The organism is Streptomyces hokutonensis (assembly GCF_042751305.1).
Taxonomy (GTDB): Bacteria; Actinomycetota; Actinomycetes; order Streptomycetales; family Streptomycetaceae; genus Streptomyces; species Streptomyces hokutonensis_A.
In genome coordinates this window covers 193,421-217,173 of the sequence record NZ_JBHYWD010000012.1, presented here as the reverse complement: position 1 = coordinate 217,173, position 23,753 = coordinate 193,421, and the positions used below count along the sequence as shown (strand labels likewise).

At 70.0% G+C, this 23,753-nt stretch carries 22 protein-coding genes; 8 read left to right on the top strand and 14 right to left on the bottom strand.

From position 1 onward, the window contains the following. Nucleotides 1–171: 171 nt before the first annotated feature. Nucleotides 172–1,905: a 2-isopropylmalate synthase gene (leuA, locus tag ACFXC1_RS30170; protein WP_381248221.1), complete on the bottom strand. Its 1,734-nt coding sequence runs from the start codon at nucleotides 1,903–1,905 to the stop codon at nucleotides 172–174. Nucleotides 1,906–2,207: 302 nt separating this feature from the next. Between leuA and ACFXC1_RS30165 the strand changes: the two genes are divergently transcribed. Genes ACFXC1_RS30165 through ACFXC1_RS30150 form a run of 4 tightly spaced genes read left to right on the top strand, consistent with a single transcriptional unit; the run spans nucleotide 2,208 to nucleotide 6,241 of the window. Beyond that, nucleotides 2,208–3,275 (top strand): M4 family metallopeptidase, encoded by a 1,068-nt coding sequence (locus ACFXC1_RS30165; RefSeq protein ID WP_381248218.1) that lies wholly within the window; start codon nucleotides 2,208–2,210, stop codon nucleotides 3,273–3,275. A 44-nt stretch (nucleotides 3,276–3,319) separates the two neighbouring features. Then, nucleotides 3,320–3,586, top strand: a complete 267-nt coding sequence (locus ACFXC1_RS30160; protein WP_200712879.1) for a protealysin inhibitor emfourin — start codon at nucleotides 3,320–3,322, stop codon at nucleotides 3,584–3,586. Between the two features lie 46 nt (nucleotides 3,587–3,632). Further along, nucleotides 3,633–4,973: a GH1 family beta-glucosidase gene (locus ACFXC1_RS30155; RefSeq protein WP_381248214.1), complete on the top strand. Its 1,341-nt coding sequence runs from the start codon at nucleotides 3,633–3,635 to the stop codon at nucleotides 4,971–4,973. Next, the gene (locus ACFXC1_RS30150; RefSeq protein ID WP_381248211.1) at nucleotides 4,970–6,241 is read left to right on the top strand and encodes an MFS transporter; all 1,272 of its coding nucleotides are present in this window, start codon (nucleotides 4,970–4,972) and stop codon (nucleotides 6,239–6,241) included. Before ACFXC1_RS30155 ends, ACFXC1_RS30150 begins: the two co-directional genes overlap by 4 nt. Nucleotides 6,242–6,247: 6 nt before the next feature. Here ACFXC1_RS30150 and ACFXC1_RS30145 read toward each other — a convergent pair whose 3' ends face one another. Further along, nucleotides 6,248–7,102, bottom strand: coding sequence for an NAD-dependent epimerase/dehydratase family protein (locus tag ACFXC1_RS30145; protein ID WP_381248443.1), 855 nt, complete (start codon nucleotides 7,100–7,102; stop codon nucleotides 6,248–6,250). Nucleotides 7,103–7,220: 118 nt separating this feature from the next. Here ACFXC1_RS30145 and ACFXC1_RS30140 point away from each other — a divergent pair, with 118 nt between their 5' ends. Further along, nucleotides 7,221–8,078 (top strand): helix-turn-helix transcriptional regulator, encoded by an 858-nt coding sequence (locus ACFXC1_RS30140; protein ID WP_381248208.1) that lies wholly within the window; start codon nucleotides 7,221–7,223, stop codon nucleotides 8,076–8,078. A gap of 111 nt (nucleotides 8,079–8,189) precedes the next feature. Here ACFXC1_RS30140 and era read toward each other — a convergent pair whose 3' ends face one another. After that, nucleotides 8,190–9,149 (bottom strand): GTPase Era, encoded by a 960-nt coding sequence (gene era, locus ACFXC1_RS30135; protein ID WP_199811129.1) that lies wholly within the window; start codon nucleotides 9,147–9,149, stop codon nucleotides 8,190–8,192. Between the two features lie 165 nt (nucleotides 9,150–9,314). Between era and ACFXC1_RS30130 the strand changes: the two genes are divergently transcribed. Together ACFXC1_RS30130 and ACFXC1_RS30125 are read left to right on the top strand one after the other, a co-directional pair. Beyond that, nucleotides 9,315–10,631 (top strand): ammonium transporter, encoded by a 1,317-nt coding sequence (locus ACFXC1_RS30130; protein WP_381248205.1) that lies wholly within the window; start codon nucleotides 9,315–9,317, stop codon nucleotides 10,629–10,631. Continuing rightward, on the top strand, nucleotides 10,628–10,966 hold the full coding sequence (locus ACFXC1_RS30125; protein ID WP_033285968.1) for a P-II family nitrogen regulator: 339 nt from the start codon (nucleotides 10,628–10,630) through the stop codon (nucleotides 10,964–10,966). The genes ACFXC1_RS30130 and ACFXC1_RS30125 overlap by 4 nt, the downstream gene beginning before the upstream one ends. On the opposite strand, the gene ACFXC1_RS30120 is transcribed toward ACFXC1_RS30125, so the two are convergent. The 8 genes from ACFXC1_RS30120 to ACFXC1_RS30085 form a co-directional block, all read right to left on the bottom strand. Continuing rightward, a complete protein-coding gene (locus tag ACFXC1_RS30120; RefSeq protein WP_381248202.1) occupies nucleotides 10,860–11,873 on the bottom strand; it encodes a WxL protein peptidoglycan domain-containing protein in 1,014 nt (337 codons plus the stop codon). The two genes, ACFXC1_RS30125 and ACFXC1_RS30120, sit on opposite strands and share 107 nt — an antisense overlap. Nucleotides 11,874–11,952: 79 nt before the next feature. Beyond that, a complete protein-coding gene (locus tag ACFXC1_RS30115) occupies nucleotides 11,953–13,269 on the bottom strand; it encodes a WxL domain-containing protein (protein WP_381248200.1) in 1,317 nt (438 codons plus the stop codon). A gap of 185 nt (nucleotides 13,270–13,454) precedes the next feature. Next, nucleotides 13,455–13,940, bottom strand: coding sequence for a hypothetical protein (locus tag ACFXC1_RS30110; RefSeq protein WP_381248198.1), 486 nt, complete (start codon nucleotides 13,938–13,940; stop codon nucleotides 13,455–13,457). A gap of 362 nt (nucleotides 13,941–14,302) precedes the next feature. After that, nucleotides 14,303–14,656 carry a cytidine deaminase gene (locus ACFXC1_RS30105; protein WP_381248195.1) on the bottom strand — a complete coding sequence of 118 codons (354 nt, stop codon included), beginning with the start codon at nucleotides 14,654–14,656 and terminating at the stop codon, nucleotides 14,303–14,305. A gap of 36 nt (nucleotides 14,657–14,692) precedes the next feature. After that, nucleotides 14,693–15,052 (bottom strand): MmcQ/YjbR family DNA-binding protein, encoded by a 360-nt coding sequence (locus tag ACFXC1_RS30100; protein WP_381248193.1) that lies wholly within the window; start codon nucleotides 15,050–15,052, stop codon nucleotides 14,693–14,695. Continuing rightward, on the bottom strand, nucleotides 15,049–16,356 hold the full coding sequence (locus ACFXC1_RS30095) for a hemolysin family protein (RefSeq protein WP_381248190.1): 1,308 nt from the start codon (nucleotides 16,354–16,356) through the stop codon (nucleotides 15,049–15,051). The genes ACFXC1_RS30100 and ACFXC1_RS30095 overlap by 4 nt, the downstream gene beginning before the upstream one ends. Before the next feature lie 21 nt (nucleotides 16,357–16,377). Next, the gene (gene ybeY / locus ACFXC1_RS30090) at nucleotides 16,378–16,875 is read right to left on the bottom strand and encodes an rRNA maturation RNase YbeY (RefSeq protein ID WP_381248188.1); all 498 of its coding nucleotides are present in this window, start codon (nucleotides 16,873–16,875) and stop codon (nucleotides 16,378–16,380) included. A 12-nt stretch (nucleotides 16,876–16,887) separates the two neighbouring features. Beyond that, nucleotides 16,888–19,014 carry a PhoH family protein gene (locus ACFXC1_RS30085; protein ID WP_381248186.1) on the bottom strand — a complete coding sequence of 709 codons (2,127 nt, stop codon included), beginning with the start codon at nucleotides 19,012–19,014 and terminating at the stop codon, nucleotides 16,888–16,890. Between the two features lie 284 nt (nucleotides 19,015–19,298). Between ACFXC1_RS30085 and ACFXC1_RS30080 the strand changes: the two genes are divergently transcribed. Beyond that, nucleotides 19,299–20,015, top strand: a complete 717-nt coding sequence (locus tag ACFXC1_RS30080; RefSeq protein WP_381248183.1) for an FAD binding domain-containing protein — start codon at nucleotides 19,299–19,301, stop codon at nucleotides 20,013–20,015. A gap of 67 nt (nucleotides 20,016–20,082) precedes the next feature. Here the strand turns inward: ACFXC1_RS30080 and ACFXC1_RS30075 are convergent, their stop codons facing one another. From ACFXC1_RS30075 to ACFXC1_RS30065, 3 genes are all read right to left on the bottom strand, one after another. Continuing rightward, on the bottom strand, nucleotides 20,083–21,246 hold the full coding sequence (locus ACFXC1_RS30075) for a carbohydrate kinase family protein (RefSeq protein ID WP_381248180.1): 1,164 nt from the start codon (nucleotides 21,244–21,246) through the stop codon (nucleotides 20,083–20,085). A gap of 185 nt (nucleotides 21,247–21,431) precedes the next feature. Continuing rightward, entirely contained in the window at nucleotides 21,432–22,721 is a 1,290-nt protein-coding gene (locus ACFXC1_RS30070) for a glucarate dehydratase family protein (protein ID WP_381248178.1), read from the bottom strand. Then, on the bottom strand, nucleotides 22,718–23,614 hold the full coding sequence (locus ACFXC1_RS30065) for a 5-dehydro-4-deoxyglucarate dehydratase (protein ID WP_381248440.1): 897 nt from the start codon (nucleotides 23,612–23,614) through the stop codon (nucleotides 22,718–22,720). Before ACFXC1_RS30065 ends, ACFXC1_RS30070 begins: the two co-directional genes overlap by 4 nt. Between the last annotated feature and the right edge of the window lie 139 nt (nucleotides 23,615–23,753).

Here is a 23,753-nt window from a genome sequence, read left to right as displayed (position 1 = left end):
CCAGCGCCGGGCGGGCGTTATTTTAGCAACTTTGTTTAGCTGGTGTCAGTACCCAGTACGTCACCTGATCGTGACCTCCACATCTATGGGCCGGTAAACGACGGGGCCCCGCCCGCCGGAGAGCGGCGTGCGGGGCCCTTGAGCGACGGGTAAACCGCCGGTCAGGATGGTTCAGCGGGTAGCGCGGTTGACGGCCGAGACGACCGCCTTCAGTGAGGCACGTGTCGTATTCGCGTCGATCCCGATTCCCCACAGAACCTTGTCGTCGATCGCGCACTCGATGTACGAGGCGGCCTGCGCGGAGGCGCCCTCGCTCATCGTGTGCTCCTGGTAGTCCAGGAGCCGTACGTCGATGCCGACGGACTGCAGGGCGTCGAAGAACGCGGAGATCGGGCCGTTGCCCGAGCCGGTCAGGACGGTGTCGACGCCGTCGACCGTCGCCTCCACCTTCAGCGTGTCCACGCCGTCCGTGTCGGTGGTCGACTGGCCGGTCTTGACCTGGATACGGCCCCAGGGGTTGTCCGGGTTCGGCAGGTACTCGTCCTCGAAGGTCGCCCAGATCTGCTTGGGGGTGACCTCGCCGCCCTCGGCGTCCGTCTTGGCCTGGATCAGCTTCGAGAACTCGATCTGCATCCGGCGCGGCAGGTCCAGCTTGTGGTCGTTCTTCAGGACGTACGCGATCCCGCCCTTGCCCGACTGCGAGTTGACCCGGATGACGGCCTCGTAGGAGCGGCCGACGTCCTTCGGGTCGATCGGCAGGTACGGGACCGCCCACTCGATGTCGTCGACGGTGACGCCCTTGGCCTTGGCGTCGGCCTCCATGGCGTCGAAGCCCTTCTTGATGGCGTCCTGGTGGGAGCCGGAGAAGGACGTGTAGACCAGGTCGCCCACGTACGGGTGGCGCGGGTGGACCTCCATCTGGTTGCAGTACTCCCACGTACGACGGATCTCGTCGATGTCGGAGAAGTCGATCTGCGGGTCGACGCCCTGGGAGAACAGGTTCATGCCCAGGGTGACCAGGTCGACGTTGCCGGTGCGCTCGCCCTGGCCGAACAGGCAGCCCTCGACGCGGTCGGCGCCGGCCATCAGCGCCAGTTCGGCGGCGGCTACGGCCGTACCACGGTCGTTGTGCGGGTGGATCGACAGCACCACGTGCTCGCGGCGGGACAGGTGGCGCCCCATCCACTCGAAGCGGTCGGCGTGCGTGGAGGGGGTCGAACGCTCAACGGTGGCGGGCAGGTTGAGGATGATCTCGCGGCCCGGGCCGGGCTGCCAGACGTCCATGACCGCCTCGCAGACCTCCAGTGCGAAGTCCAGCTCGGTGTCCGTGAAGATCTCCGGGCTGTACTGGTAGCCGAACTCCGTCTCCGGGCCCAGCAGCTTCCCGGCGTACTCCATCACCAGGCGGGTGCCGTCGACGGCGATCTGCTTGATGTCGTCCTTGGAGCCGCGGAAGACCACGCGGCGGAAGACGGGCGCGGTCGCGTTGTAGAGGTGCAGGGTGGCGCGCTTGGCGCCCTTCAGGGACTCCACGGTCCGCTCGATCAGGTCCTCGCGGGCCTGCGTCAGCACGGAGATCGTGACGTCGTCCGGGATCGCGCCCTCTTCCTCGACGATCGAGCGCACGAAGTCGAAGTCGGTCTGGCCGGAGGCCGGGAAGCCGACCTCGATCTCCTTGTAGCCCATCTTGACCAGCAGGTCGAACATCGCGCGCTTGCGCGCCGGTGACATGGGGTCGATCAGGGCCTGGTTGCCGTCCCGCAGGTCCGTGGAGAGCCAGCGGGGGGCGACGGTGATCCGCTGGCCGGGCCAGGTGCGGTCGGGGATGTCGACCTGCTCGTACTGGCCGTACTTGTGGATCGGCATGGAACTGGGCTGCTGGCGATTGACGCGGCTGCTTGCCATGATGCGGGGGCTCCTCGTGGTGTCCTGAAGGACGGCCGACGGCGCAACGCCAGACTCCGCGGGGAGGGGGTCGGCCTACGACTACAGGCCCTCGCCGCGGCAGCTAAGGAGAAGCAGCCCGATACGCATGATGTCCAGCAGACTAGCCGAGTCGTGCGCGGTGCGGGGGGCCGTATCACTATGCGGGACATCGGCCGTCGTATACCACTCTCTGCTACGGGACTGTGATGATTGTCCCCGTATTTCACCAATCATGGTTGCCGGTAGTGACAGCCGCATGACTCAGTGCCAAGGTGCCGGGCATGACGACTCACGGGGGCTTCGAGCCCGTCTTCTGCACGATCGTCCCACCGCATGTCCTCGACAAGCTCGCCCAGCACGAGGACCCCGCGCTCGCCGGTCCCGCCCGCGAGACCCTGCAGCGCGACGCCTACGAGCGCACCCACCGCCGGCTGACCACGGTGCTCGGCGCACCGACCGTCGCCGCGCCCACCGAGACCGACAAGCCGCGGCGCACGATCTACGACGCCAAGCACAAGCAGGACCTGCCCGGCAAGAAGGTCCGCGCCGAGGGTTCCGACCCCGGCAAGGACGCGACCGTCAACCGCGCCTACGCGGGCCTCGGCGCCACCTTCGAGCTCTACCTCAACGCCTTCAACCGGCACTCCATCGACGGCGAGGGCCTGCCGCTCAACGCCTCCGTCCACTACGACGTGAAGTACGACAACGCGTTCTGGAACGGCGAACAGATGGTGTTCGGCGACGGCGACGGCGAGCTGTTCCTCGACTTCACCATCCCGGTCGACGTCATCGGCCACGAACTCACCCACGGCGTCACGCAGTACACCGCGAACCTGACCTACTTCGGCCAGTCCGGCGCCCTGAACGAGTCGATCTCCGACGTCTTCGGCTCCCTCATCAAGCAGTACTCGCTCGGCCAGACCGCCGCCGAGGCCGACTGGCTGATCGGCGCGGGCCTGCTCGCCCCGCGCGTCTCCGGCGTCGCCCTGCGTTCCATGAAGGCCCCGGGCACGGCCTACGACGACGACGCGCTCGGCAAGGACCCGCAGCCCGCGACGATGGACGGCTTCGTCAAGACCGGGCGCGACAACGGCGGTGTGCACCTCAACTCCGGCATCCCCAACCACGCCTTCTACCTGGTCGCCGACGCGCTCGGCGGCCACGCCTGGGAGAAGGCAGGACAGATCTGGTACGACGTGCTGACCGGCGGCGAACTCAAGAAGGACGCCCTGTTCACCGACTTCGCGACGCTCACGGTCGCCGCCGCGAAGACGCGGTTCGGGGACGGCGGTGAGGAACTGCAGGCCGTGCAGAAGGCGTGGGAGCAGGTCGGGGTGCCGATCTCGTAACCACGGCGGTCGCGCCGGGCCCGTATCCGTACTAGACAGGACCCATGCGTATTCAGGTACGGCGCACGGGCGGGTTCGGTGGCATCGAGCGCCGCGGCGAGGTCGACACCTCGGCGCGGCCCGACGCCCATGAGTGGCACGCGCTGGCCGAGCGGGCGGTCGCCGACGGCCAGCGCACGCCGAAGTCCGGTGTACCGGACGGCTTCCACTACGAGATCACGGTGGACGGGAAGACCGTGTACACGGCCGACCCCAGGCTTACGGAGGAGCAACGGACGTTGATCCAGAGGGTGTTGAAGGAAGGTGCGTAACTGCTTGTTCACGCCCGCCCGTTGACACCCGTTACCACCGGTACGGATGATCCGGCGCATGGCGACTGATGCAGGCAACCCGATACCCCGGTTCCCGGCCGATTTCCTCTGGGGCGTCTCGACCTCGGCCCACCAGATCGAGGGTGCGGCGGACAAGCGCGATCCCTCCGTCTGGGACGTGTTCGAGGCCGAACCGGGCCGGATCAAGGACGGTTCCACGGCGGCGGTGGCCTGCGACCACTTCCACCGCCACCGCGAGGACGTGGCCCTCCTGGACGACCTCGGCGTGGACGCGTACCGCTTCTCGATCTCCTGGCCGCGGGTGAACTCCCCCGGCGGCCTCGACTTCTACGACCGTCTCGTCGACGACCTGCTCGCGGCGGGCGTCCGTCCGGTGCCGACCCTGTTCCACTGGGACCTCCCGGTCGGGCTGGACTGGCTGGAGCGGGACACGGCCTCGCGCCTCGCCGAGTACGTGTCGGTGGTCGCCGACCGCCTCGGCGACCGCGTCAAGAAGTGGATCACCCTCAACGAGCCTGCGGAACAAACCCTGTTGGGCCACGCGCTCGGCGCCCACGCCCCGGGCAAGACGCTCCTGTTCGACGCGCTCCCGGTCGCCCACCACCAACTCCTCGCCCACGGCCTGTCGGTACGGGCGCTGCGCGCGGCCGGTGCCGCCGACATCGGGATCGCCAACTCCCACGGCCCGACCTGGCCGGCCTCGCAGGAGCCGGAGGACATCGAGGCGGCGAACTTCTACGACCTGCTCCTCAACCGCCTCTTCGCCGACCCTCTGCTCCTGGGCGAATACCCGTCCGGGCTCGGCGAGTTGATGCCGGGTGACGTGGAGTCCGACCTGAAGGTGATCGCCGAGCCGATCGACTGGTACGGCATCAACTACTACGCGCCGACCCTGGTCGGGGCACCCCAGGGCGCCGAGATCGAGTTCGGCGGTCTGACCCTCCCCGCCGAACTCCCCTTCTCCGTAAGGGAGATCGAGGGCGTACCGGTCACCGACTTCGGCTGGCCGGTGGTCCCCGAGGGCCTCACCGAACTCCTCACCACCTTCCACGACCGCTACGGCGACCGCCTCCCGCCCGTCGTCATCACCGAGAACGGCTGCTCCTACGACGGCCTCGACGACCAGGACCGGATCGCCTACCTCGACGGCCATGTCCGGGCGCTGCACGGGGCGTTGGAGGCGGGCGTGGACGTCCGCGGCTACTTCGTGTGGTCGCTCCTCGACAACTTCGAGTGGGCGGAGGGCTACCAGCGCCGCTTCGGCCTCGTCCACGTCGACTACGACACGCTGACGCGCACCCCGAAGGCGTCGTACGGCTGGTTCCAGGGCCTGCTGCGGGCGCAGAGAGAGCGGGGACAGGGATGACGACGGCCGACGCGGCGGACGCGGTCTCCGCGCCCGGCGCCCTCGCCGAACCCGTCGAACGCGTCGGCCGGGGCTGGACCTCCGCGCTCTCGCTCGCCAACGGGGCGATCTGGGTGGGCTGGTACGGCCCGCTCCAGATCCTGCTGGCTTCCCAGGCCAAGGACTTCGCGCCCGGCACCGGCATGTCCAAGGAGACGATGCTCGCGTGGGTGACCGGCGCGGGCGCGCTGGTGTCCCTGGTCGCCAATCCGCTCTTCGGCGCGCTGTCCGACCGTACGACCTCGCGGTGGGGGCGCCGTACGCCGTGGATCGTGGCCGGGTCGGCGGGCGGGGCGCTGTCGTTGCTGCTGCTCGCGGGCGCGGGCGGGGTGTGGACGATGGCGGCCGGCTGGTGCCTGGTCCAACTCACCCTGAACGCGGCCTTCGCGGCGGTCACGGCGGCCGTCCCCGACCGCGTCCCGCGCCTCCAACGGGGCTCTGTGGGCGGCTGGTTGGGCGCCGCGCAGATCCTGGGCGTGGTCGCCGGCACGGGGCTTGCGACGGCGGCCGGGGGCATCGGGGCGGGCTATGTGGCGTGCGCCGTGTTCACGGCGGTGGGCGTGCTCCCGTACGTCCTCCGCTACAAGGACCTGCAACTCCGCCCGGCGGACCGGCCGTTGTGGTCCTGGCAGGGCTTCTTCAAGGGCTTCTGGCTGAGCCCGCGCCGCTATCCGGACCTCGGCTGGGCATGGCTGACCCGCTTCCTGATCAACCTGAGCAATGCACTGGTCCTCCTCTACCTCCTGTACTACCTGCGCGACCGTCTGCACTACCACGACCCGGACCAGGGGGTCCTGATCCTCACGGCCGTGAACGGCCTGACACTCCTGGCCACGGTCGTGGTCGGCGGGGTGTGGTCCGACCGGGTCGGCCGCCGCAAGCCGTTCGTGATCTGGTCCGGCGTGCTGATGGCGGTCGCCACGGCGGTCCTCGCGGGCTGGCAGACCTGGCCCGGCGCGGTGGCCTCGGCGGCCCTCCTCGGCATCGGCTTCGGCGTCTTCACCTCGGTCGACTTCGCCCTGATGACGGACGTCCTCCCCAAGGCCCTGGACCGCGGCAAGGACCTCGGCGTCATCAACGTCGCCAACGCGCTTCCGCAGGTCGCGGCCCCCGCCCTGGCCGCGCCGATCGTGACGTATCTGGGCGGGTACCGGGTGCTGTATCTGGTGTCGGCGGTGATCGGGATGGCGGGGGCGTTGCTGGTTCGGCGGATTCGGGGGGTGGAGTGAGGCGGGTCAGAGCACGCCCGCGTCCCGTGCCGACCATGCCGTCGGGAACATCGGGCGGTAGCCCAGCTCGCGGCGGATGCGTTCCGTGGACATGACGCCGAACCAGGGGTCGGGGTCGGTGTTCCGGGCGAGTTCGGCGGGGATCTCCACGCCGTTGAGCAGGTGCAGGTCGACCGCGGTGACCGGCGCGTCGTCGGCGATGTTGTAGACGCGGCCGGCGATTCCCGGGGCGTGCAGGATGCGGAGAAGGCCCTGGGCCACGTCCGCGTGGTGGCCCATGTGAAGGCGCTGGTTCGAGGCCCAATGTGCCGCCCACCGAAGGGAGTTGACGAGGTGGGGGTCGCCCTCGCCGTAGACGAACGGGAGCCGGGCGACGCGGACGTCCATGTCGGTGAGCGAGAGGAGTTCACGCTCCGCCGCCACCTTCGACTCGTTGTACGCGCCCCACATCTTGCCGCCGGGGCGGCTCTCGTCCTCCTCGGTCAGCGGCCGGCCGCGCCCCACGCCGTAGATCATCCCGGTGCTCACCTGGACGAAGCGCCGTACGCCGGAGGTCAGTGCCGCTCGGCCGAGGGCGACCGCCGCCGCGTGGTTGACGGCCCAGGCCTCCTCGTCCGGTACGCCGCGGAAGGACGCGGCGACGTTCAGGACCGCGTCGGCGCCGGACACCGCCTTGCCCAGTGCGTCCTCGTCCCTCAGGTCACCGAGTACGACCTCGGCGCCCAGCTCGGCGAAGGGTTCGCCGCGTGTCTCGTCGCGGACCAGGACCCGTACCCGCTCCCCTGCCCGGCTCTGCGCCAGCAGCCTCGGTACGAAGCGGCGGCCGACCTGTCCCGTCGCGCCTGTCACCAGTGTCAGCATCATGTGCTCCTCTCGTCCCGATCAGCTTTGGGCAGCCGGGCCGCGGCCGGGAGAGACCTTCCGATCAGGGGATCAGCAGTCCCTGGATAAGCCGGGCGGACTGCCGCACGCTGGAAGCGTGAACCGAGCCGAACTCGCCGACTTCCTGCGCCGGGGCCGGGCCCGCCTCGACCCCTCCGACGTGGGCCTCACGACCGGCGCCCGCCGCCGTACGCCCGGTCTGCGCCGCGAGGAGGTGGCGCAGCTCGCCGGGATGTCGGTGGACTACTACACGCGCCTCGAACAGTCCCGGGGCCCGCACCCGTCCCGCCAGATGCTCACGGCGCTCGCACGGGCGCTGCGGCTCACGGACGACGAACGCGACCACCTCTTCCATCTGACGGGAGAGGAACCGCCGCGCCGGGGAGGCGGGACCGCGCACCTGCGGCCGGCCCTCCTGCTGGTCCTGGACCGGCTGCACGACACCCCGGCGCATGTGTCCAGCGACTGCGGTGAGGTGATCGCGCAGAACGCGATGGCACGGGCCCTGTCGGGCGACGCGTTCGCCCGCCCGCCCCGGGAACGCAACATGCTCCGCCGCTTCTTCCTGGACCCCGCCTCACGGGAACTGTTCCCACCGGAGGACATCCCGGACCACGCCCGCGCCCACGTGGCGAACCTCCGGGCAGTGGCCGCGGCCCGCCCCGACGACCCGGAACCGGCCGCACTGGTGGCCGAACTACGGGCGGGAAGCGAGGAGTTCGCCCACCTGTGGGACCAGCACGAGGTGGCTGTACGCCGCCAGTCCACGAAGCGCTTCCGCCACCCCCTGGTCGGCCTCCTGGAACTGGACTGCGAGGTCCTCCTGAACCAGGACGACCACTACCTGCTGATCATCCACACGGCACGGCCGGGCACGGAGTCGTACGAGCGCTTGCAGCTGCTGCGGGTGGTGGGGTTGCAGGACATGTCCCTCACACCACGCCAGACGGGGTGAAAATCCAGCCCCTCCGGCGTTTGAGGAGCGGGGTCCGGGGCGGAGCCCCGGAGGGATGGGACAGGTAGGGGCGGCGGGGGCGAAAAAGCCCGCAGAACCCCGACCGGCCCTCTAGAACCCCAGCTTCCGCAACTGCCGAGGATCCCGCTGCCAGTCCTTCGCCACCTTCACATGGAGGTCCAGGAAGACCGGCGTCCCCAGCAACGCCTCGATCTGCTTGCGTGACTTGATCCCGACCTGCTTCAGCCGCGCGCCCTTCGGGCCGATGATGATGCCCTTCTGGCTCGGCCGCTCGATGTAGACGAAGGCGTGGATGTCGAGGAGGGGCTTGTCGGCCGGGCGGTCCTCGCGCGGGAGCATCTCCTCGACGACGACGGCGATGGAGTGCGGCAGCTCGTCCCGCACACCCTCCAGCGCCGCCTCACGGATCAGCTCCGCGATCATGACCTGCTCGGGCTCGTCGGTGAGGTCGCCCTCGGGGTACAGCGCAGGCCCCTCCGGCAGCAGCGGGATGAGGAGGTCGGCGAGCAGATCCACCTGCTGGTCCGCGACCGCCGACACCGGCACGATCTCCGCCCACTCGAATCCCAGCTCCTTGCCGAGCTGGTCGATGGCGATGAGCTGCTCGGCGAGGGTCTTGGAGTCGACCAGGTCGGTCTTCGTGACGATCGCGATCTTCGGCGTCTTCTTGATGGACGCCAGTTCCTTCGCGATGAAACGGTCGCCCGGGCCGAGCTTCTCGTTCGCCGGGAGGCAGAAGCCGATGACGTCGACCTCGGCCCAGGTCGTGCGGACGATGTCGTTGAGCCGCTGGCCGAGCAGCGTGCGCGGCTTGTGCAGGCCAGGGGTGTCGACCAGGATCAGCTGCGCGTCCGGCCGGTGGACGATGCCGCGGACCGTGTGCCGCGTGGTCTGCGGCTGGTTGGCGGTGATCGCCACCTTCTGGCCGACCAGAGCATTCGTAAGGGTGGACTTGCCCGCGTTGGGGCGGCCCACGAAGCAGGCGAAGCCGGCGCGGTGAGGAGCCTCGGACGGCTTGGATGACGGGGTACGAACGCTCATGGCGCCCATTGTCCCTGATCCACAGGCCCGCGCCGCACAACAGTCCACCGGAGCCTCACACGGTGAGCTTTCGGTAACCCCGACGCAATGAAACGTCACGGAAACACGGACGTGCGCAACCGGAAACCCGGGCCGGTGACCCTCTGACGAGCCCCCACACCGTTGGAGACGACCGTGACCCTCGCCACCGCACTCGCCGGGAGCATCGACACCGGCGACACCGCCTGGCTGCTCGCCGCCACCGCCCTGGTCCTGCTGATGACCCCGGGCCTGGCCCTCTTCTACGGCGGCATGGTCCGCACGAAGAGCGTCCTCAACATGCTGATGATGAGTTTCGTGTCGATCGCCCTGGTCACGGTGGTGTGGCTGGCGGCCGGTTACTCCCTCGTCTTCGGCGACGACCTCGGCGGCGGGCTCATCGGCGGGCTGAAGCACGCGGGCATGGCGGGCCTCGGCCCGGACGCCGTCCACGGCACCGTCCCCACTCTCCTCTTCGCCACCTTCCAGCTCACCTTCGCGATCATCACGGCGGCGCTGATCAGCGGCGCGGTGGCCGACCGGGTGCGGTTCGGGGCGTGGCTGGTGTTTGTGCCGGTCTGGGCGCTGCTCGTATACGTTCCCGTCGCGCACTGGGTGTGGGGCCCGGGCGGCTGGATCGCGGCGCACCTCGGCGCCCTCGACTTCGCGGGCGGCCTCCCCGTCGAGATCACCTCGGGCGCCTCGGGCCTGGCCCTGTGCCTGGTGATCGGCCCCCGCCTCGGCTTCAAGTCCGAAGCGATGCGGCCGCACAACCTCCCCATGGTCGTGCTGGGCGCGGGCCTGCTCTGGTTCGGCTGGTTCGGCTTCAACGCGGGCTCCGCGCTCGGCGCCAACGGCCTCGCCGCCGCGGCCTTCCTCAACACCCTCGCCGCCGGCTGCACCGGTCTGCTCGGCTGGCTCTTCGTCGAGCAGAAGCGCGACGGCCATCCGACCACCCTGGGCGCGGCCTCCGGCGCGGTGGCCGGCCTGGTCGCCATCACCCCGTCCTGCGGCTCGGTCTCGCTGCTCGGCGCGCTGGTCGTCGGCCTCGCCGCCGGTGCCGTCTGCTCGTACGCGGTCGGCTGGAAGTTCAAGCTCAACTACGACGACTCGCTCGACGTCGTCGGCGTCCACCTGGTCGGCGGAGTCATCGGCACCCTCCTGATCGGCGTCTTCGCGGTCACCTCGATGACCGGCGGTCCGGAAGGTCTCCTCTACGGCGGCGGGCTCGCCCAGCTCGGCAGGCAGCTGGTGGCCGTGGTCGCCGTAGGGGCGTACGCGTTCCTCGTGACGTACGGGATCGGGAAGCTGCTCGACCGCGTGATGGGGCTGCGGGCGAGTGAAGAGGAGGAGCGGACGGGTCTGGACCTTACGGTGCACGCCGAGACCGCATACGATCACGGCGTCCTGGGGCACGGAGCCCCGGTCAGCTCGTCCGTCCCCTCCCTCCAGAAGGTCACGTCCCAGCCATGAAGCTCATCACCGCGATCGTCAAGCCGTACCGCCTCGACGAGGTCAAGACGGCGCTCCAGGAGCTCGGCGTGCACGGCCTGACCGTCACCGAGGCCAGCGGCTACGGCCGGCAGCGCGGCCACACCGAGGTGTACCGGGGCGCCGAGTACCGCGTCGACCTCGTGCCCAAGGTGCGGATCGAGGTCGTCGTCGACGACGCGGACTCGGACGCCGTGATCGACGCGGTCGTCAAGGCCGCGCAGACGGGGAAGATCGGGGACGGGAAGGTGTGGTCGATTCCGGTCGAGACGGTCGTACGGGTACGGACGGGCGAACGCGGCCCCGACGCGCTCTGACCGCCAGCACTCCCCCGGCGAACCCGACCGCGAGCAGCAGCGCCGCCGCCAGCCACGGCAGGGCGAAGAACGACACGCTCGCCGACTGCTTCGTCCCCGTCGCGCTCGCGGTCAACGTGACGTCGCCCCAGTCGAGTTGGGGCGCGCCCTTCCACGGCTCGGTCAGCTTCACGCTCTGCCCGGGCAGCAACTCGGCCGGGATCCGGGTGAGTCCGCGCGAGAGCAGCGTCCGGCCGAACAGGCCCTGCGCCTTCAGGGTCACCTTCGGGTCGAGGGTCACGTTGCCGGTGTTGTGCAGCGTGTAGGAGATCGTCGCGTCGCTGCTCCCCAACCCCGGTACCAGCGGCTGATGATGGGAGATGTGGACGTGCTCGACGGCGAGCGCGGGGAGCGTCGGACCGCTGACCCGGAGGTAGACACGGGCGCCGACGGCCCGCTGCACGCCGAGCGCGAGCCTTCCGTCGCCCTTGTCGACACGCTCGTCGAGGGCGACCAACGCGCCCGGGTGATCGCCGGGTTCGGCCCCTTCGGGTACGTGCAGGGTGAACGGCACGGTGACCGACTTGTGGGCGGGGACGGTGACTTGGGATTTGGTGGGCTTCGCCCACGCGCCGACGCCGCGCATCTTCTCCTTCACCGTCCGCACGGCGAACCCGCCGTCGCGCGCGGTGTTGTAGGCGTCGGCCGCGTAGAGGCGGAAGGTGAGCGGCTGCGCCGTCTTGTTGGCGACGACCACCTTGTCCTGGATGGTCTGGCCGGGATCGGCGGAGAGATAGAAGTACGGCCGCGCGGCGATCTGCGAGGCGGCCGGGTACACGGACCAACTGCCGTTGTCCGCCGCGTGGGCGGAGGGCGCGGCGAGCACGCCGAGGCAGAGGCTCAGGAGGAGGACGTACAGCTTGCGCATGGGTGCGGACCCCCACGGACGTGGTGTGCGGCGGTCGGGCGGGTGCGGGCGCCCGGCCACCGGAGGTGAGTTCGGACGGTCAGGTGAGCGTGAGCGTCAGAACGCCGGAGTACGAGCCCGGAGGCGTGAACGCCGGTACGTTCAGGGAGAGTCCGGCGTCGGCGGTGAACTGACCGCCGGTGACCGTACCGTCGGGCGTGGACGCGAGCGTCGCTCCCGAACTGCCCACCGTGCCCGCCGAACCGGCGACACAGGTGCTCGGGCTGCCCGCCTTGGTGGCGCAGGCGGGGGTCCAACTCAGCGCCCCGGCATCGATCTTGGCGCCGGGACCGGTGAAGTCGGTGACCTTGCCGGTCAGGGACCAGCCCGCGGGTCCGCCGCGGAAGTCCTGGACCGTCACCGTGTTGAGGGCGCCCGTGGAGGCACCGCCCTTGCCGAAGTCGACGGCGGAGAGGCCCACGGCGTCCCCGGCCTGCGACATCGACAGACTGCCCGCCTTGACGGTGGTCGTCAGCTTCTGACTCCCCGGCGGAACGGGCGTGGTGTCGTTGACGACATAGGCGGCCGGACCGGCACCCAGATCGGCACTCCACGCACTGCCCTCGTACGCCACGATCCCGGTCGTCGTCTTGTCGTTGACGGTGAGCGAGCCGCTGATGGTGCCGGCGCCGGTGGCCGTGACGGTCGCCGTGTCCGCGGTCTGCGCGCTGCCGGACCGCCCGGCCAGCGTCACGGTGGCACCCGGGGTGAAGTTGCTGCCGGTGACGGTGACCTTGTCACCGGCATTGCCGGATGCCGAACTCAGGCTGATCGCACGGGTGTTGACGGGTGTGGTGGCCGTCGCCGTGACGGTCTCGGAGACCGGCGCCGGCGGGTTCGTCACCGTGCAGGGGGTGTCCAGCTCCAGGATGTAGCTGGTGTGGATGTTGTAGTCGCCGGGCGAGAGGGTGATCGCGCCCGGGGTGGTGACCGTGAAGCTGCCGGTCATGGAGAAGGACGGGAAGGCGCCGTTGCCGGGCACCGGGTCGTTCTTCTTGGGCCCGGCGACCGTGAAGCTGCCGGTCTGGGCACCGCCGAGGGTGACCTTCCCGGTGGGCGTCATGATGTCGGCCGGCAGGGCGAGCGCGGTCGGGTTGCTGGCGGCCGGCTTGACCACCGTGTATGTCACGGTGACCGTGTCGCCGACCTTGGGCGCGGTCTTGTCCACCGTGATCGCGGCGGTCGTGGTGCCGTCGATCGGCGGGATGCCCGCGACCGCCGGCGGGATGCAGTGCGTGGCGAAGTCCACGTTCGTCGACGCGCCGGCCGGACAGGCCAGCGCACCGCCCGTGGCGACCGCGAGAGCGGTCACCCCGAGCAACGACGCCCATCGGCGTCTTCGGGATGTCGTAGCCATGGCTGTGCCCCCTCCTGAGGACGGTGGGCACAGCGGCTCGTCCGCGCCCACAGGGGGCATTGATGTGGGGATCGCGTGAGAAGTCAATGGACACGGAGAAAGAAACTGATGGACCGTCAGTTCTCGCCCAACGGCGGGAACTGACGGCCCAGTTGAGCCCGTGGGGGGAATCGTCGGGCGACTTCTCAGTCGAACACGAACGGACCCGGCGACTGCGGTCCGGTGGCCGTGCACGTCACGGCGATGCCGAAGATGGTCAGCTGCAGCGAGCCGCCGTACGCCTCCAGGCTGTCCCCGGAGGCCACGGTGCCGTCGAGCGGGCCGACGGTGACGGCCTCACCCGTCGCGATGGCCGGGTTCTTCGTACCGCTGAACACAGTGGTGCCACCGCTCGCGTTCACGAACGTGAAGGTGGAGGAGATGGAGTCCTGCGACAGGGCCAGCGGAGCGGTGATGGACGAGGTGACGGTGACCGTCGCCGCCGTCCCGTCCTGGGTGGCCGTGACGGTGGCGTCGCCGCCGCCGAAGATGCCGCAGTCCGCGGTGATCGTCGCCGTCTGGGGAGTGACGGCGAGCGCGCTGGGCGCGAACGCCAGCGAGGTGGCCGCGAGGACCCCCGTCACCAGTGCCGCACCCGTTCCGATTCGCTTGCTTCTCAGCTTGCCTTTCATGGATCCGGTTCCCTTCCCGAGTCTGGGAATGCCATGTGGGGATGGACGGGAGAAACACCTCAGCTCCCCTCACGGACGCGGTGCGGTGCGCCACGCGAGCGGGAATCTGACGGTCCGTCGGAACTTACGGTTCCATTGATGCGCGGGAGACGGGGGGAGAGCAAGGGCGAAATCCGGACGGGTTACTTCCGGACACGGGGACGTGTCTGCCCTGCGGGCCACTTCTCCACACAGGCCGCCACCATCCAGCCCGTCCGGCCGCTTCTCCATACAGGCCGCCAATATCCAGCCCGTCCGGCGTTTGAGGACGAGGCCCCTTCAGGGCCGATCGGGGGTCTGGGGGCGGAGCCCCCAGCACCACCTCAGCCCGCGGCGACCGTCAGCCGAACGACCCCGTCCGGCGCAGCCACGTGCACCGGCGTCTTCGGCCCACCCAGATCCCGTACGGCCGCCCGGTCCTCCGCGGACGCGGACTCCGCCTCCGTCACGACCGCCGCCGCCTCCAGCGACTTCGCCCCGGACGCCACCGCCATCGCCACCGCCGTCTGCAGCGCGCTCAGCTTCAGCGACTCCAGGGCGACCGTCCCGGCGACATACGTCCGCCCGGTCTCGTCCCGTACGGCGGCCCCCTCGGGCACACCGTTGCGGGCCCGGGCCGAACGGGCCAGGGTGACGATCTTGCGGTCCTCGGGGTCGAGCGCGCTGCTGTCGGTCATGAACAGAGCATACGAAGGACCGATCGCGCATGTCCCTCAGGGCCGGTCGAGGCGCAGCCGTTCGGCACGCGGCAGCCCGGCCACGACCAGGTCGTACGAGTCCTCGATCAGCTCCTTGAGGACCCGCTCCGGAAGGTCGCCGTCCACCCTCACCGTGTTCCAGTGCCGCTTGTTCATGTGATACCCGGGGATGATCAGCCCCTCGTACTCCTCCCGGAGCCGGATCGCGTCCTCCGGGTCGCACTTGAGGTTGACCGTGAGAGGGCTGCCGTCCAGCCGGGTCAGCGCGAAGAGCTTGCCCAGCACCTTGAAGACGGACGTCTCCGGGTTGAAGGGAAAGTCCTCCACCACCGCGTTGAACGACAGGCAGAACGCGCGCAGTTGCTCCGGGCTCACTCCGGCTTCGCCTCCTCCTCGGGCGGACCGGCCGGCCCCACCGGCTCCACCAGCACCGTCACGATCTTGTTCCGACGGCCGGCCGAGGCCTCCGCCGTGAGGCGCAGCTCGCGGCCGTCCGGCAGCTCCACGACGGAGGAGGCACCGGCGATCGGGACCCGCCCCAGCGCCTTCGCGAGGAGCCCGCCGACCGTCTCCACGTCCTCGTCGTCGTAGGCCTCGAAGCCGTACAGCTCCCCCAGGTCGCCGATGTCGAGGCGGGCGGTGACCCGGTAACGGTCGTCGCCCAGCTCCTCCACCGGAGGAAGCTCCCGGTCGTACTCGTCGGTGATCTCGCCGACGATCTCCTCCAGGATGTCCTCGATGGTGACGATGCCGGCCGTACCGCCGTACTCGTCGATGACGACCGCCACGTGATTGCGCTCCTGCTGCATCTCGCGCAGCAGATCACCGGCGTTCTTCGTGTCCGGCACGAAGCTCGCGGGCCGCATGGCCGTCGAGACCAGCTCGGACTCGGCGTCCCGGCTGATGTGCGTCTTGCGGACCAGGTCCTTCAGATACACGATCCCGACGATGTCGTCCTCGCTCTCCCCGGTCACCGGGATCCGCGAGAAACCGGAGCGGAGCGCGAGGGTGAGGGCCTGACGGATCGTCTTGTAACGCTCGATGACCACCAAGTCCGTGCGGGGGACCATGACTTCACGCACCAGGGTGTCGCCCAGCTCGAAGACCGAGTGCACCATCCGGCGCTCCTCGTCCTCGATCAGCGACTCCTTCTCGGCGAGGTCCACCAGCGCCCGCAGCTCGGCCTCGGACGCGAACGGACCGCGCCGGAAACCCTTTCCGGGCGTGAGCGCGTTGCCGATGAGGATCAGCAGATACGGGATCGGGCCCATGATCCGCGCGAGCGGCAGCAGCACGTACGCCGCCGCCGTGGCCGTGTTCAGCGGATGCTGCCGCCCGATGGTGCGCGGGGACACCCCCACCGCGACGTACGACACGAGGACCATGACGCCGATCGCCGCGAGCAGCGCGGGCGCGGTCCCGTGGATCACCTGGAGACACTCGTAGGTGACCAGCGCGGCGGCGGCCATCTCGCAGACCACCCTGACCAGCAGCGCGACATTGAGATAGCGGGTCGGGTCGGCGGCGACCTGCGCGAGCTTCGCGCTGCCGCGCCGACCGGACCGTACGGCCTCCTCGGCGCGGAAGCTGGAGACGCGCGCGAGGCCCGCCTCCGCGCAGGCGGCGAGCCAGGCGACCACGACAAGGGCGATGGCGCCGACGACGATCTGAGGACTCATGAGAGGTGGTGACCCGCTGCCCTAGGAGACCGTCGGCGCCGGGGACGGGCCGTCGTGGCCCTTCTCCGCCCGCCAGCCGTCCACGATCGCCGCCTGGAGACCGAACATCTCGGCCTTCTCGTCGGGCTCCTCGTGGTCGTACCCGAGCAGGTGCAACACACCGTGGACGGTGAGGAGTTGAAGCTCCTCGTCCATGGTGTGCTGCGTCTCCGCCTCGGCCCCCTGCTTCGCGGCGACCTCCGGGCACAGCACGATGTCACCGAGGAGCCCCTGCGGAGGCTCCTCGTCGTCCTTGCTCGGCGGACGCAGCTCGTCCATCGGGAAGGACATGACATCGGTCGGCCCGGGCAGGTCCATCCACTGGATGTGGAGCTGCTCCATGGCGTTCTCGTCCACGACGATCACCGAGAGCTCGGAGAGCGGGTGGATGCGCATCCGCGCGAGCGCGTAGCGGGCGATGTCGAGGATCGCCTGCTCGTCGACCTCGGTTCCGGACTCGTTGTTGACGTCGATCGACATGGTCGTGCTGGTCTACTTCCGCTTGTCACGGGCACCCTTGTGGGTGCCGTTCTCCGTACCGTTCTCGCTGTCGTACTTCTCGTACGCGTCGACGATACGGCCGACCAGCTTGTGCCGTACGACGTCCGCCGACGACAGGCGGGAGAAGTGCACGTCGTCGACCCCCTCCAGAATGTCCTGCACCTGCCGCAGCCCCGACTTCGTCCCGCTCGGCAGGTCCACCTGCGTCACGTCACCGGTGATCACGATCTTCGACTCGAACCCGAGCCGGGTGAGGAACATCTTCATCTGCTCGGGGCTCGTGTTCTGGGCCTCGTCCAGGATGATGAAGGCGTCATTCAGGGTGTTGTGCGTCAGCAGGTAGTCCTGTGTGACGTACAGCGAGTCCTCGGCCGCCACCTGGATGCAGACCGTCTCCTCCCTGCCTGCGGGCTCGATGCTGTCGATGAACCGCATCGGGCGCCCGCCGCCTCCGGACGCGTGGTACTTGTCGCGCTTGCGGGCGAGACGGAAGGGTTCGATGCCTTCCGGGAGACGGATGTCCACGACATGGCTGTCATGGCGGTGCGCCGCCAGAGCGGTGCCCTGCCTCCGGCCTTCGGCAGGACGACGGCGCGTGTAGGCCACGCCGCCGAGCGACTGCACCAAGGCGATGATGTCGTCGCGCAGAAGGATCGATGTGGTCGAGAACTGGATCCGGCAGGTGCGGTCGGACTGCGTGACCGGTCCGCCGTCGGAGTCGAGCAGGCCTTGGAGCACGGCCAGCCGTACTTCGGCGGTGTTGTACAGGTAGTCGTCCGGGACGAACTTCGTGGTCGAACGGGTACGAAGCAGGGCCAGCTCACGCAGAACCCGGGTGACGGGGTTCTCCAACGTGACCACATCACCGGAGGACTTGATCCGGTTGAGGACGTAGTCGGGCCCGCCTCTGTGCCGCAGGACGACACCCGGCAGCGCATCTTCCAGTGCCTCGGCCAGTTCCGGATCCTCCGTCGCGAAGGACGGAGTCGTGGAGCCCGTCAGGCATCCGTCGCCGAGCAGCAGTCCCAGCGCGTACGGGTCCATGGGGACCTCGCGTCCGGGGAACTCCACGGGCGCCGTGAGCATCGGCAGCTCGTACCGGCGAGCGTGTGCCGCCCGCAGGTTGCCGATCATCTCCTGGGTCTCCAGGACGCGCCACGGCTTGTCACGGCGCTTGTCCGAGGCCGTGCGGACAGTCCACAGGTGCTCGCCGCAGCACAGGGTCCAAGAACCGTCCTGGGCACTGACGCGGTAGATGTCCTTCTCGCCCTGCGGATACACGCCGAGGACCGGGGTCGGCTCACCGTTCGAGCCAATGACCAGGTCACCGACCTGTAGGTCGCCGATCGGGCACCAGCCGTCCGGTGTCAGGACGTTCGTGAAGACAGGTTGCGCGCGGCCCCTCATGTATGCCAGCGGCGCCACCTCGATCGTCCCCGCCGCCATCAGCTTCGGGATCGACTCCGGGTCGAGCATGTCGTGCAGGGCGTCGTAGAGCGGGCGCAGGTACGGGTCGATCTTCTCGTAGAGCGTGCCGGGGAGGAAGCCCAGGCGCTCGCCCGCCTCGACCGCCGGGCGGGTGAGGATGATGCGGCTGACCTGCTTGGCCTGGAGGGCCTGGACGGCCTTGGCCATGGCGAGGTAGGTCTTGCCGGTGCCGGCGGGGCCGATGCCGAAGACGATCGTGTTCTTGTCGATCGCGTCGACGTAGCGCTTCTGGTTGAGGGTCTTGGGGCGGATCGTGCGGCCTCGCGAGGACAGGATGTTCTGGGTGAGCACCTCGGCCGGTGTCTCCTCAGGGCCATCCCCGTTCTCGCTCGCCCTGAGCATGGCGATCGAGCGTTCCACTGCGTCCTCCGTCATCGGCTGCCCGGTGCGGAGCACCAGCATCATCTCGTCGAACAGGCGCTGGATGAGGGCGACTTCACGGGCATCGCCGACCGCGCTGATCTCGTTGCCCCGGACGTGGATGTCGGCCGCCGGGAAGGCCCTTTCGATCACCCGCAGGAGAGCGTCGCCGGATCCCAGGAGGGTCACCATGGCGTGCTGGGCGGGGACGGTGAACTCTGCTCTCGCCTGTCCCTGCGCGGGGGTGTGAGCTGTGGGTGTCTGAGTCATGGGCCGGCTCTGTAGGCCTTGCTCGTCCTCCTCGAAACGACTCGCCCGCCACAAGGGCGGCCTGGTGATTTCCAGGGTACGCCGGGCCACTGACATCGCCGTAGGGCTTTTCGGTGACCGTCGGGCCACGAAATACCGGGGGAACGCGCGTTTTCCCGGCGGCTTGCCCGGCGCAGGGAGCGTGCACAGGGTGACGCCGTGAGCCCTGTTCGCGCCCCCTCGTATGTACGGACAATGCGCTGTGTCCGTCAGGTAAGCCATGCAGGGAAAGCAGGTCGGCCGCTGTGTTCGTGCGTCTGCCCACGTCCGTGTCCGAAGCGCGGGAGTGTCTGGCCGAGGGGGCGGTGCCCGTCGGTGGGGCGACCCTTGTGTGGGCGTCCTGGCAACGGGACGGGTTCCCGGAGCAGGCGGTGTCGCTGCGGGAGGTGCCCGAGGCGAGGGTGGTCGGCGACGGGTCGCTCGGCGCGGCCGTACTGCTGCACGAGATCGACGCGCGCGTGCCGGAGGTGCTGCGGCGGGCGGCGGCCGGGGTGGGGACCGGTGCGGTGCGCAGGACCGCGACGGTCGGCGGGAACATAGTGGGCAGCACGCTGCGCTGTCTGCTGCCGCCCGCACTCGTGCTGGACGCCCGCGCGGTCGTCCTGGAACCGGACGGTCCCGTCGAGACCGACCTCGCCGAGCTGCTGGCCAAGCGCCCGCTGCTGCTGAGTCTGCGGTGGCGGGAGCCGGTGGCCACTGGCTATCGGAAGCTGACCGGTGTGCTGCGGGGTGAGGTTCCGTTCGTGGTCGCGGTCGCCGTGACGGGGGCGGAACAGCCCACTCTGCGGGTCGCCGTGCGTGACGGCTACGACGTGCTGAGCGAGGCCGTCCCCTACGACACGGATGTCCGCCGGGTTCTCGGTGCCCTGGCCCTCACACCGCTCGGCACGCTGCCGGAGGCGGTCTTCGAGGCCGTACGGGAAGAGGTCGTCGGGGTGGTGGAGCGGGCGGGGACCTGCTGATCCGAGCAGAGCAGGAACGGTTCACCCAACCCAACCCAACCCAGCCCGGAACGGGACCCCGCCTCCCCTACGTCGACCGCCCGAACCCGATCGTCGGCACCGCCCGCCGCAGCGGCCACGGACTGGCCCCGCCCTGTTCCTCCGGGACGAGTCCGGCCAGGAACGCGTACCGGCTCAGGGCCGTCGGGTCCTGGCCCTCGACCGACTGGACCTTGCGCCACCAGGCGCCGATCTCGGACCAGCCGGGGGCCGAGAGGGACCCGCCGAACTCCTGGACGGAGAGGGCGGCGGTGAGGCCGGCGAAGGCGAGGCGGTCGGCGAGCGGCCAGCCGGCCAGGGTGCCGGTGACGAAGCCGGCCACGAAGACGTCGCCCGCGCCGGTGGGGTCGAGGGCCTCGACGGCGATGGCCGGGACCTCGGCGGATTCCCCGGTGCGGCGGTCCACGGCGTAGGCGCCGTCCGCGCCGAGGGTGACGACGGCGAGGGGTACGTGTTCGGTGAGGGCGTGTGCGGCGGCGCGGGGGCAGTCGGCGCCGGTGTAGCGCATGGCCTCCTCGGCGTTCGGCAGGAAGGCCTCGCAGTGCGCGAGGTCGGCGAGGCCTGCGAGGTCCCAGGCGCCGGTCTCGTCCCAGCCGACGTCGGCGAAGATCCGGGTGCCCTCGCTCGCGGCCTGGGCGACCCAGGGGGCCTGTTTGCCGGGGGTGAGGGAGGCGATGGCGGCACGTGCGCGTGGCGGGCAGTCGGGGGCGCCGCCTTCGCTGAACTCGGTCTCCGGGGGCGGCTCGTGGCCGTGGGAGACCATCGTGCGTTCGCCTTCGTAGGCCATCGACACGGTGACCGGGGAGTGCCAGCCGGGTACCGAGCGGGAGGCGGAGAGGTCGATGCCCTCGCCCTGTTCCAGCGCGTCCCAGCAGTACTCGCCGTAGTGGTCGTCGCCGAAGGCCGCGGCGAGTGAGGTGCGCAGTCCGAGGCGGGCCAGGGCCGTGGCCATGTTCGCCACGCCACCCGGGCTCGACCCCATCCCGCGGGCCCAGGACTCGGTGCCGCGTACGGGGGCGGATTCGAGGCCGGTGAAGATGATGTCGAGGAAGACGGTGCCGGTGAGGTACACGTCCCAGGGCGGGTCGTCCGGCGCGCGCAGTGCGGACAGGGGGTCGACCTGGGCCGGACAGGATCTCCTCTCCCGGTCGGCCGACGATCCCTTTCCGTTGGACGCGGTGGACGCGGTCACGGTGCGCTCCCTGACGTGATGCGGATCAGGCCAGTGTGCACCACCACGCACGCGTGAGCGCGACTCCCGCTCCGGACCCGCCCGTCGCGCCGGTGTCGGGCAACCGCAGGTCCGGGCCGTACGGTGCGGACCTGGTGCCCCTCGGCCGCCCGTGCCGGGCGCGTCCGGATCCGGTCACCCGGTTCCTACCAGCGCGGCATCGAGGGCGTCACCCACTCCGGGTCGGTGATCCGCATCGCCGCCGCGTCGTCGCGCTCGCGCAGCGCGCCGTCGTCGTCGAGCCACCGCTGGTGCAGCAACTCCAGCCTGGCGCGGTCGAGTTCGACGCCGAGGCCGGGCGCGTCGGAGACGGTGACCTTGGCGTCGGTGAAGGTGAGGCGTTCGGTGAGGACGTCCTCGGACTGCCAGGGGTAGTGGGAGTCGCAGGCGTGGTGGAGGTTCGGCACGGTCGAGGCGACGTGGGTCATCGCGGCGAGGCTGATGCCGAGGTGGGTGTTGGAGTGCATGGAGATGCCGACGCCGAACGTGCGGCAGATGGCGGCGAGTTGCTGGGTGTTGCGCAGGCCGCCCCAGTAGTGGTGGTCGGAGAGCACGACCTGTACGGCATCGCGCGTGAACGCCTCCTTGATCTCGGCGAAGGTCGTCACGCACATGTTGGTGGCGAGCGGCACGTCGGTCCCGGCGGACACCTCGGCCATGGCGGGGGTGCCGAGGGCGGGGTCCTCCAGGTATTCGAGGACGTCCCCGAGTTCCTTCGCCACCTTCAGCGAAGTCTCCACGGACCAGGCGCCGTTGGGGTCGAGGCGCAGGGGGTGGTCGGGGAAGGCCGCGGCCAACGCCCGTACGGCGGCGATCTCTTCGTCGGGCGGGAAGACTCCTCCCTTGAGCTTGAAGGAGGTGAAGCCGTAGCGCTCCTTGAACTTCCGTGCCTGCTCGACGACTCCGGCCGGGTCGACGGCCGCACCCCAGTCGTCCTTCTCGCTCGCCACGCCCTCGGGGTGGTCGGCCCACTTGTAGAACAGGTACGCGCTGTACTCGACCGCGTCCCGCACCTTGCCGCCGAGCAGCGCGTGCACGGGCAGTCCGAGTGTCTTGCCCAGGGCGTCGAGGCAGGCGACCTCGAAGGCCGAGACGACGGACAGGCGCAGCTTGTCGGCGGTCTGGACGCCCCGCAGTCCGCCGACGTCGACCTGTGCGGAGGTCCGGGAGCTGTCGACCGCGAGCTCGTCGGCGACGGTGAACAGGCCGTTGAGGTCGGAGACTTGACGGCCGATCAGCTTCTGGGCATAGGGCCGGGCCAGTTCCAGGTACTTGGTGTCGCCGTAGGTCTCGCCGAGGCCGGTGATCCCGTCGGCGGTCTCGATCTCGACGATCAGGCGCGGGGTGTAGGGCTGGTGGACGCCCTGGGTGTTGAGCAGCGGCGGGTCGGCGACCAGGATCGGGGTGAGCCGGACGTCAGCGATGGTGAGGTTCACAGCGCGGCTCCTACGAGGTCGAGTCCGGTGGTGAGCAGGGCGGTGAGGTCGGCCAGGTCGGCGGGCGTGGGGTCGGTGAGCGGGGCGCGCACGGGGCCCACCGGGCGACCGCGCAGCCGGGCCGCCGCCTTGACGAGGGAGACCGCGTATCCCGGTACCCGGTCGCGGAGTTCGACGAACGGGACGTAGAACTCGCGGAGCAGTTTCTCGACCGCCTTGTCGTCCCCGTCCCGCAGCGCGGCGAAGAAGGCATTCGCGATCTCGGGGGCGAAGGCGTGGACGGCGGAGGAGTAGGCGGGGATGCCGACGGTGGCGTAGGCGCGGGCCTGGATCTCGGCGGTGGAGGCGCCGTTGAAGAAGAGGAAGCCCTCGGGGGCGGCGAGGGTGAGGCGTTGCAGCCGGTCGAGGTCGCTGTGGCCGTCCTTGAGGCCGACGACTCCGGGGATGCGCGCGATTCGCCTCAACGAGCTTGCCGTATAGGCGACTTGGCCGCGCTGGTAGGCGATGAGCGGGAGCCGGGTGCGGGCGGCGAGTTGTTCGAGCTGGGCCACCAGGCCGTCCTGCGGGGCGGCGACGAGGTAGTGCGGGAGGACCAGGAGCGCGTCGGCGCCGGCCTCCTCGGCGATGCGGGCGAAGCGGGCGGCCTGTGCCCAGCCGTAGCCGACGCCGGCGACGACGGGGACGCGGCCCGCCGCCTCCTCGACGGCGATGGTGACGACCTGCCGGTACTCGTCCTCGTCGAGCGAGAAGAACTCGCCGGTGCCGCAGGCCGGGAAGATCGCGCCGGGGCCGGTGGCGGTCTGGGCGGCGACATGGGTGCGGAAGCCGTCGGGGTCGAGGGAGCCGTCGTCGTGGAAGGAGGTGAGCGGGAAGGAGAGCACTCCGCCCGCCATCCCGTCCCGCAGCCTGCGCACCACGGTCTCCGTTTCGCCGTTCACCTAGCCATCTCCCTATGTAGACGCTATCTACGTATGAAGACAGAGGTTAGATACACGAACAACAGCCGTCAATGGGGCGCACCCGCTCGCTACC

Excerpts from the sequence above, each read along its gene's own strand:
- ACFXC1_RS30095 (WP_381248190.1), bottom strand. The coding sequence starts at position 16,356 with ATGAGTCCTCAGATCGTCGTCGGCGCCATCGCCCTTGTCGTGGTCGCC.
- ACFXC1_RS30105 (WP_381248195.1), bottom strand. The coding sequence starts at position 14,656 with ATGACCGACAGCAGCGCGCTCGACCCCGAGGACCGCAAGATCGTCACC.
- ACFXC1_RS30085 (WP_381248186.1), bottom strand. The coding sequence starts at position 19,014 with ATGACTCAGACACCCACAGCTCACACCCCCGCGCAGGGACAGGCGAGA.
- ACFXC1_RS30110 (WP_381248198.1), bottom strand. The coding sequence starts at position 13,940 with ATGAAAGGCAAGCTGAGAAGCAAGCGAATCGGAACGGGTGCGGCACTG.
- ACFXC1_RS30165 (WP_381248218.1), top strand. The coding sequence starts at position 2,208 with ATGACGACTCACGGGGGCTTCGAGCCCGTCTTCTGCACGATCGTCCCA.
- ACFXC1_RS30150 (WP_381248211.1), top strand. The coding sequence starts at position 4,970 with ATGACGACGGCCGACGCGGCGGACGCGGTCTCCGCGCCCGGCGCCCTC.
- ACFXC1_RS30065 (WP_381248440.1), bottom strand. The coding sequence starts at position 23,614 with ATGGCGGGCGGAGTGCTCTCCTTCCCGCTCACCTCCTTCCACGACGAC.
- ACFXC1_RS30125 (WP_033285968.1), top strand. The coding sequence starts at position 10,628 with ATGAAGCTCATCACCGCGATCGTCAAGCCGTACCGCCTCGACGAGGTC.
- ACFXC1_RS30145 (WP_381248443.1), bottom strand. The coding sequence starts at position 7,102 with ATGCTGACACTGGTGACAGGCGCGACGGGACAGGTCGGCCGCCGCTTC.
- ACFXC1_RS30160 (WP_200712879.1), top strand. The coding sequence starts at position 3,320 with ATGCGTATTCAGGTACGGCGCACGGGCGGGTTCGGTGGCATCGAGCGC.
- era (WP_199811129.1), bottom strand. The coding sequence starts at position 9,149 with ATGGGCGCCATGAGCGTTCGTACCCCGTCATCCAAGCCGTCCGAGGCT.
- ACFXC1_RS30115 (WP_381248200.1), bottom strand. The coding sequence starts at position 13,269 with ATGGCTACGACATCCCGAAGACGCCGATGGGCGTCGTTGCTCGGGGTG.
- ACFXC1_RS30120 (WP_381248202.1), bottom strand. The coding sequence starts at position 11,873 with ATGCGCAAGCTGTACGTCCTCCTCCTGAGCCTCTGCCTCGGCGTGCTC.
- ybeY (WP_381248188.1), bottom strand. The coding sequence starts at position 16,875 with ATGTCGATCGACGTCAACAACGAGTCCGGAACCGAGGTCGACGAGCAG.
- leuA (WP_381248221.1), bottom strand. The coding sequence starts at position 1,905 with ATGGCAAGCAGCCGCGTCAATCGCCAGCAGCCCAGTTCCATGCCGATC.
- ACFXC1_RS30155 (WP_381248214.1), top strand. The coding sequence starts at position 3,633 with ATGATCCGGCGCATGGCGACTGATGCAGGCAACCCGATACCCCGGTTC.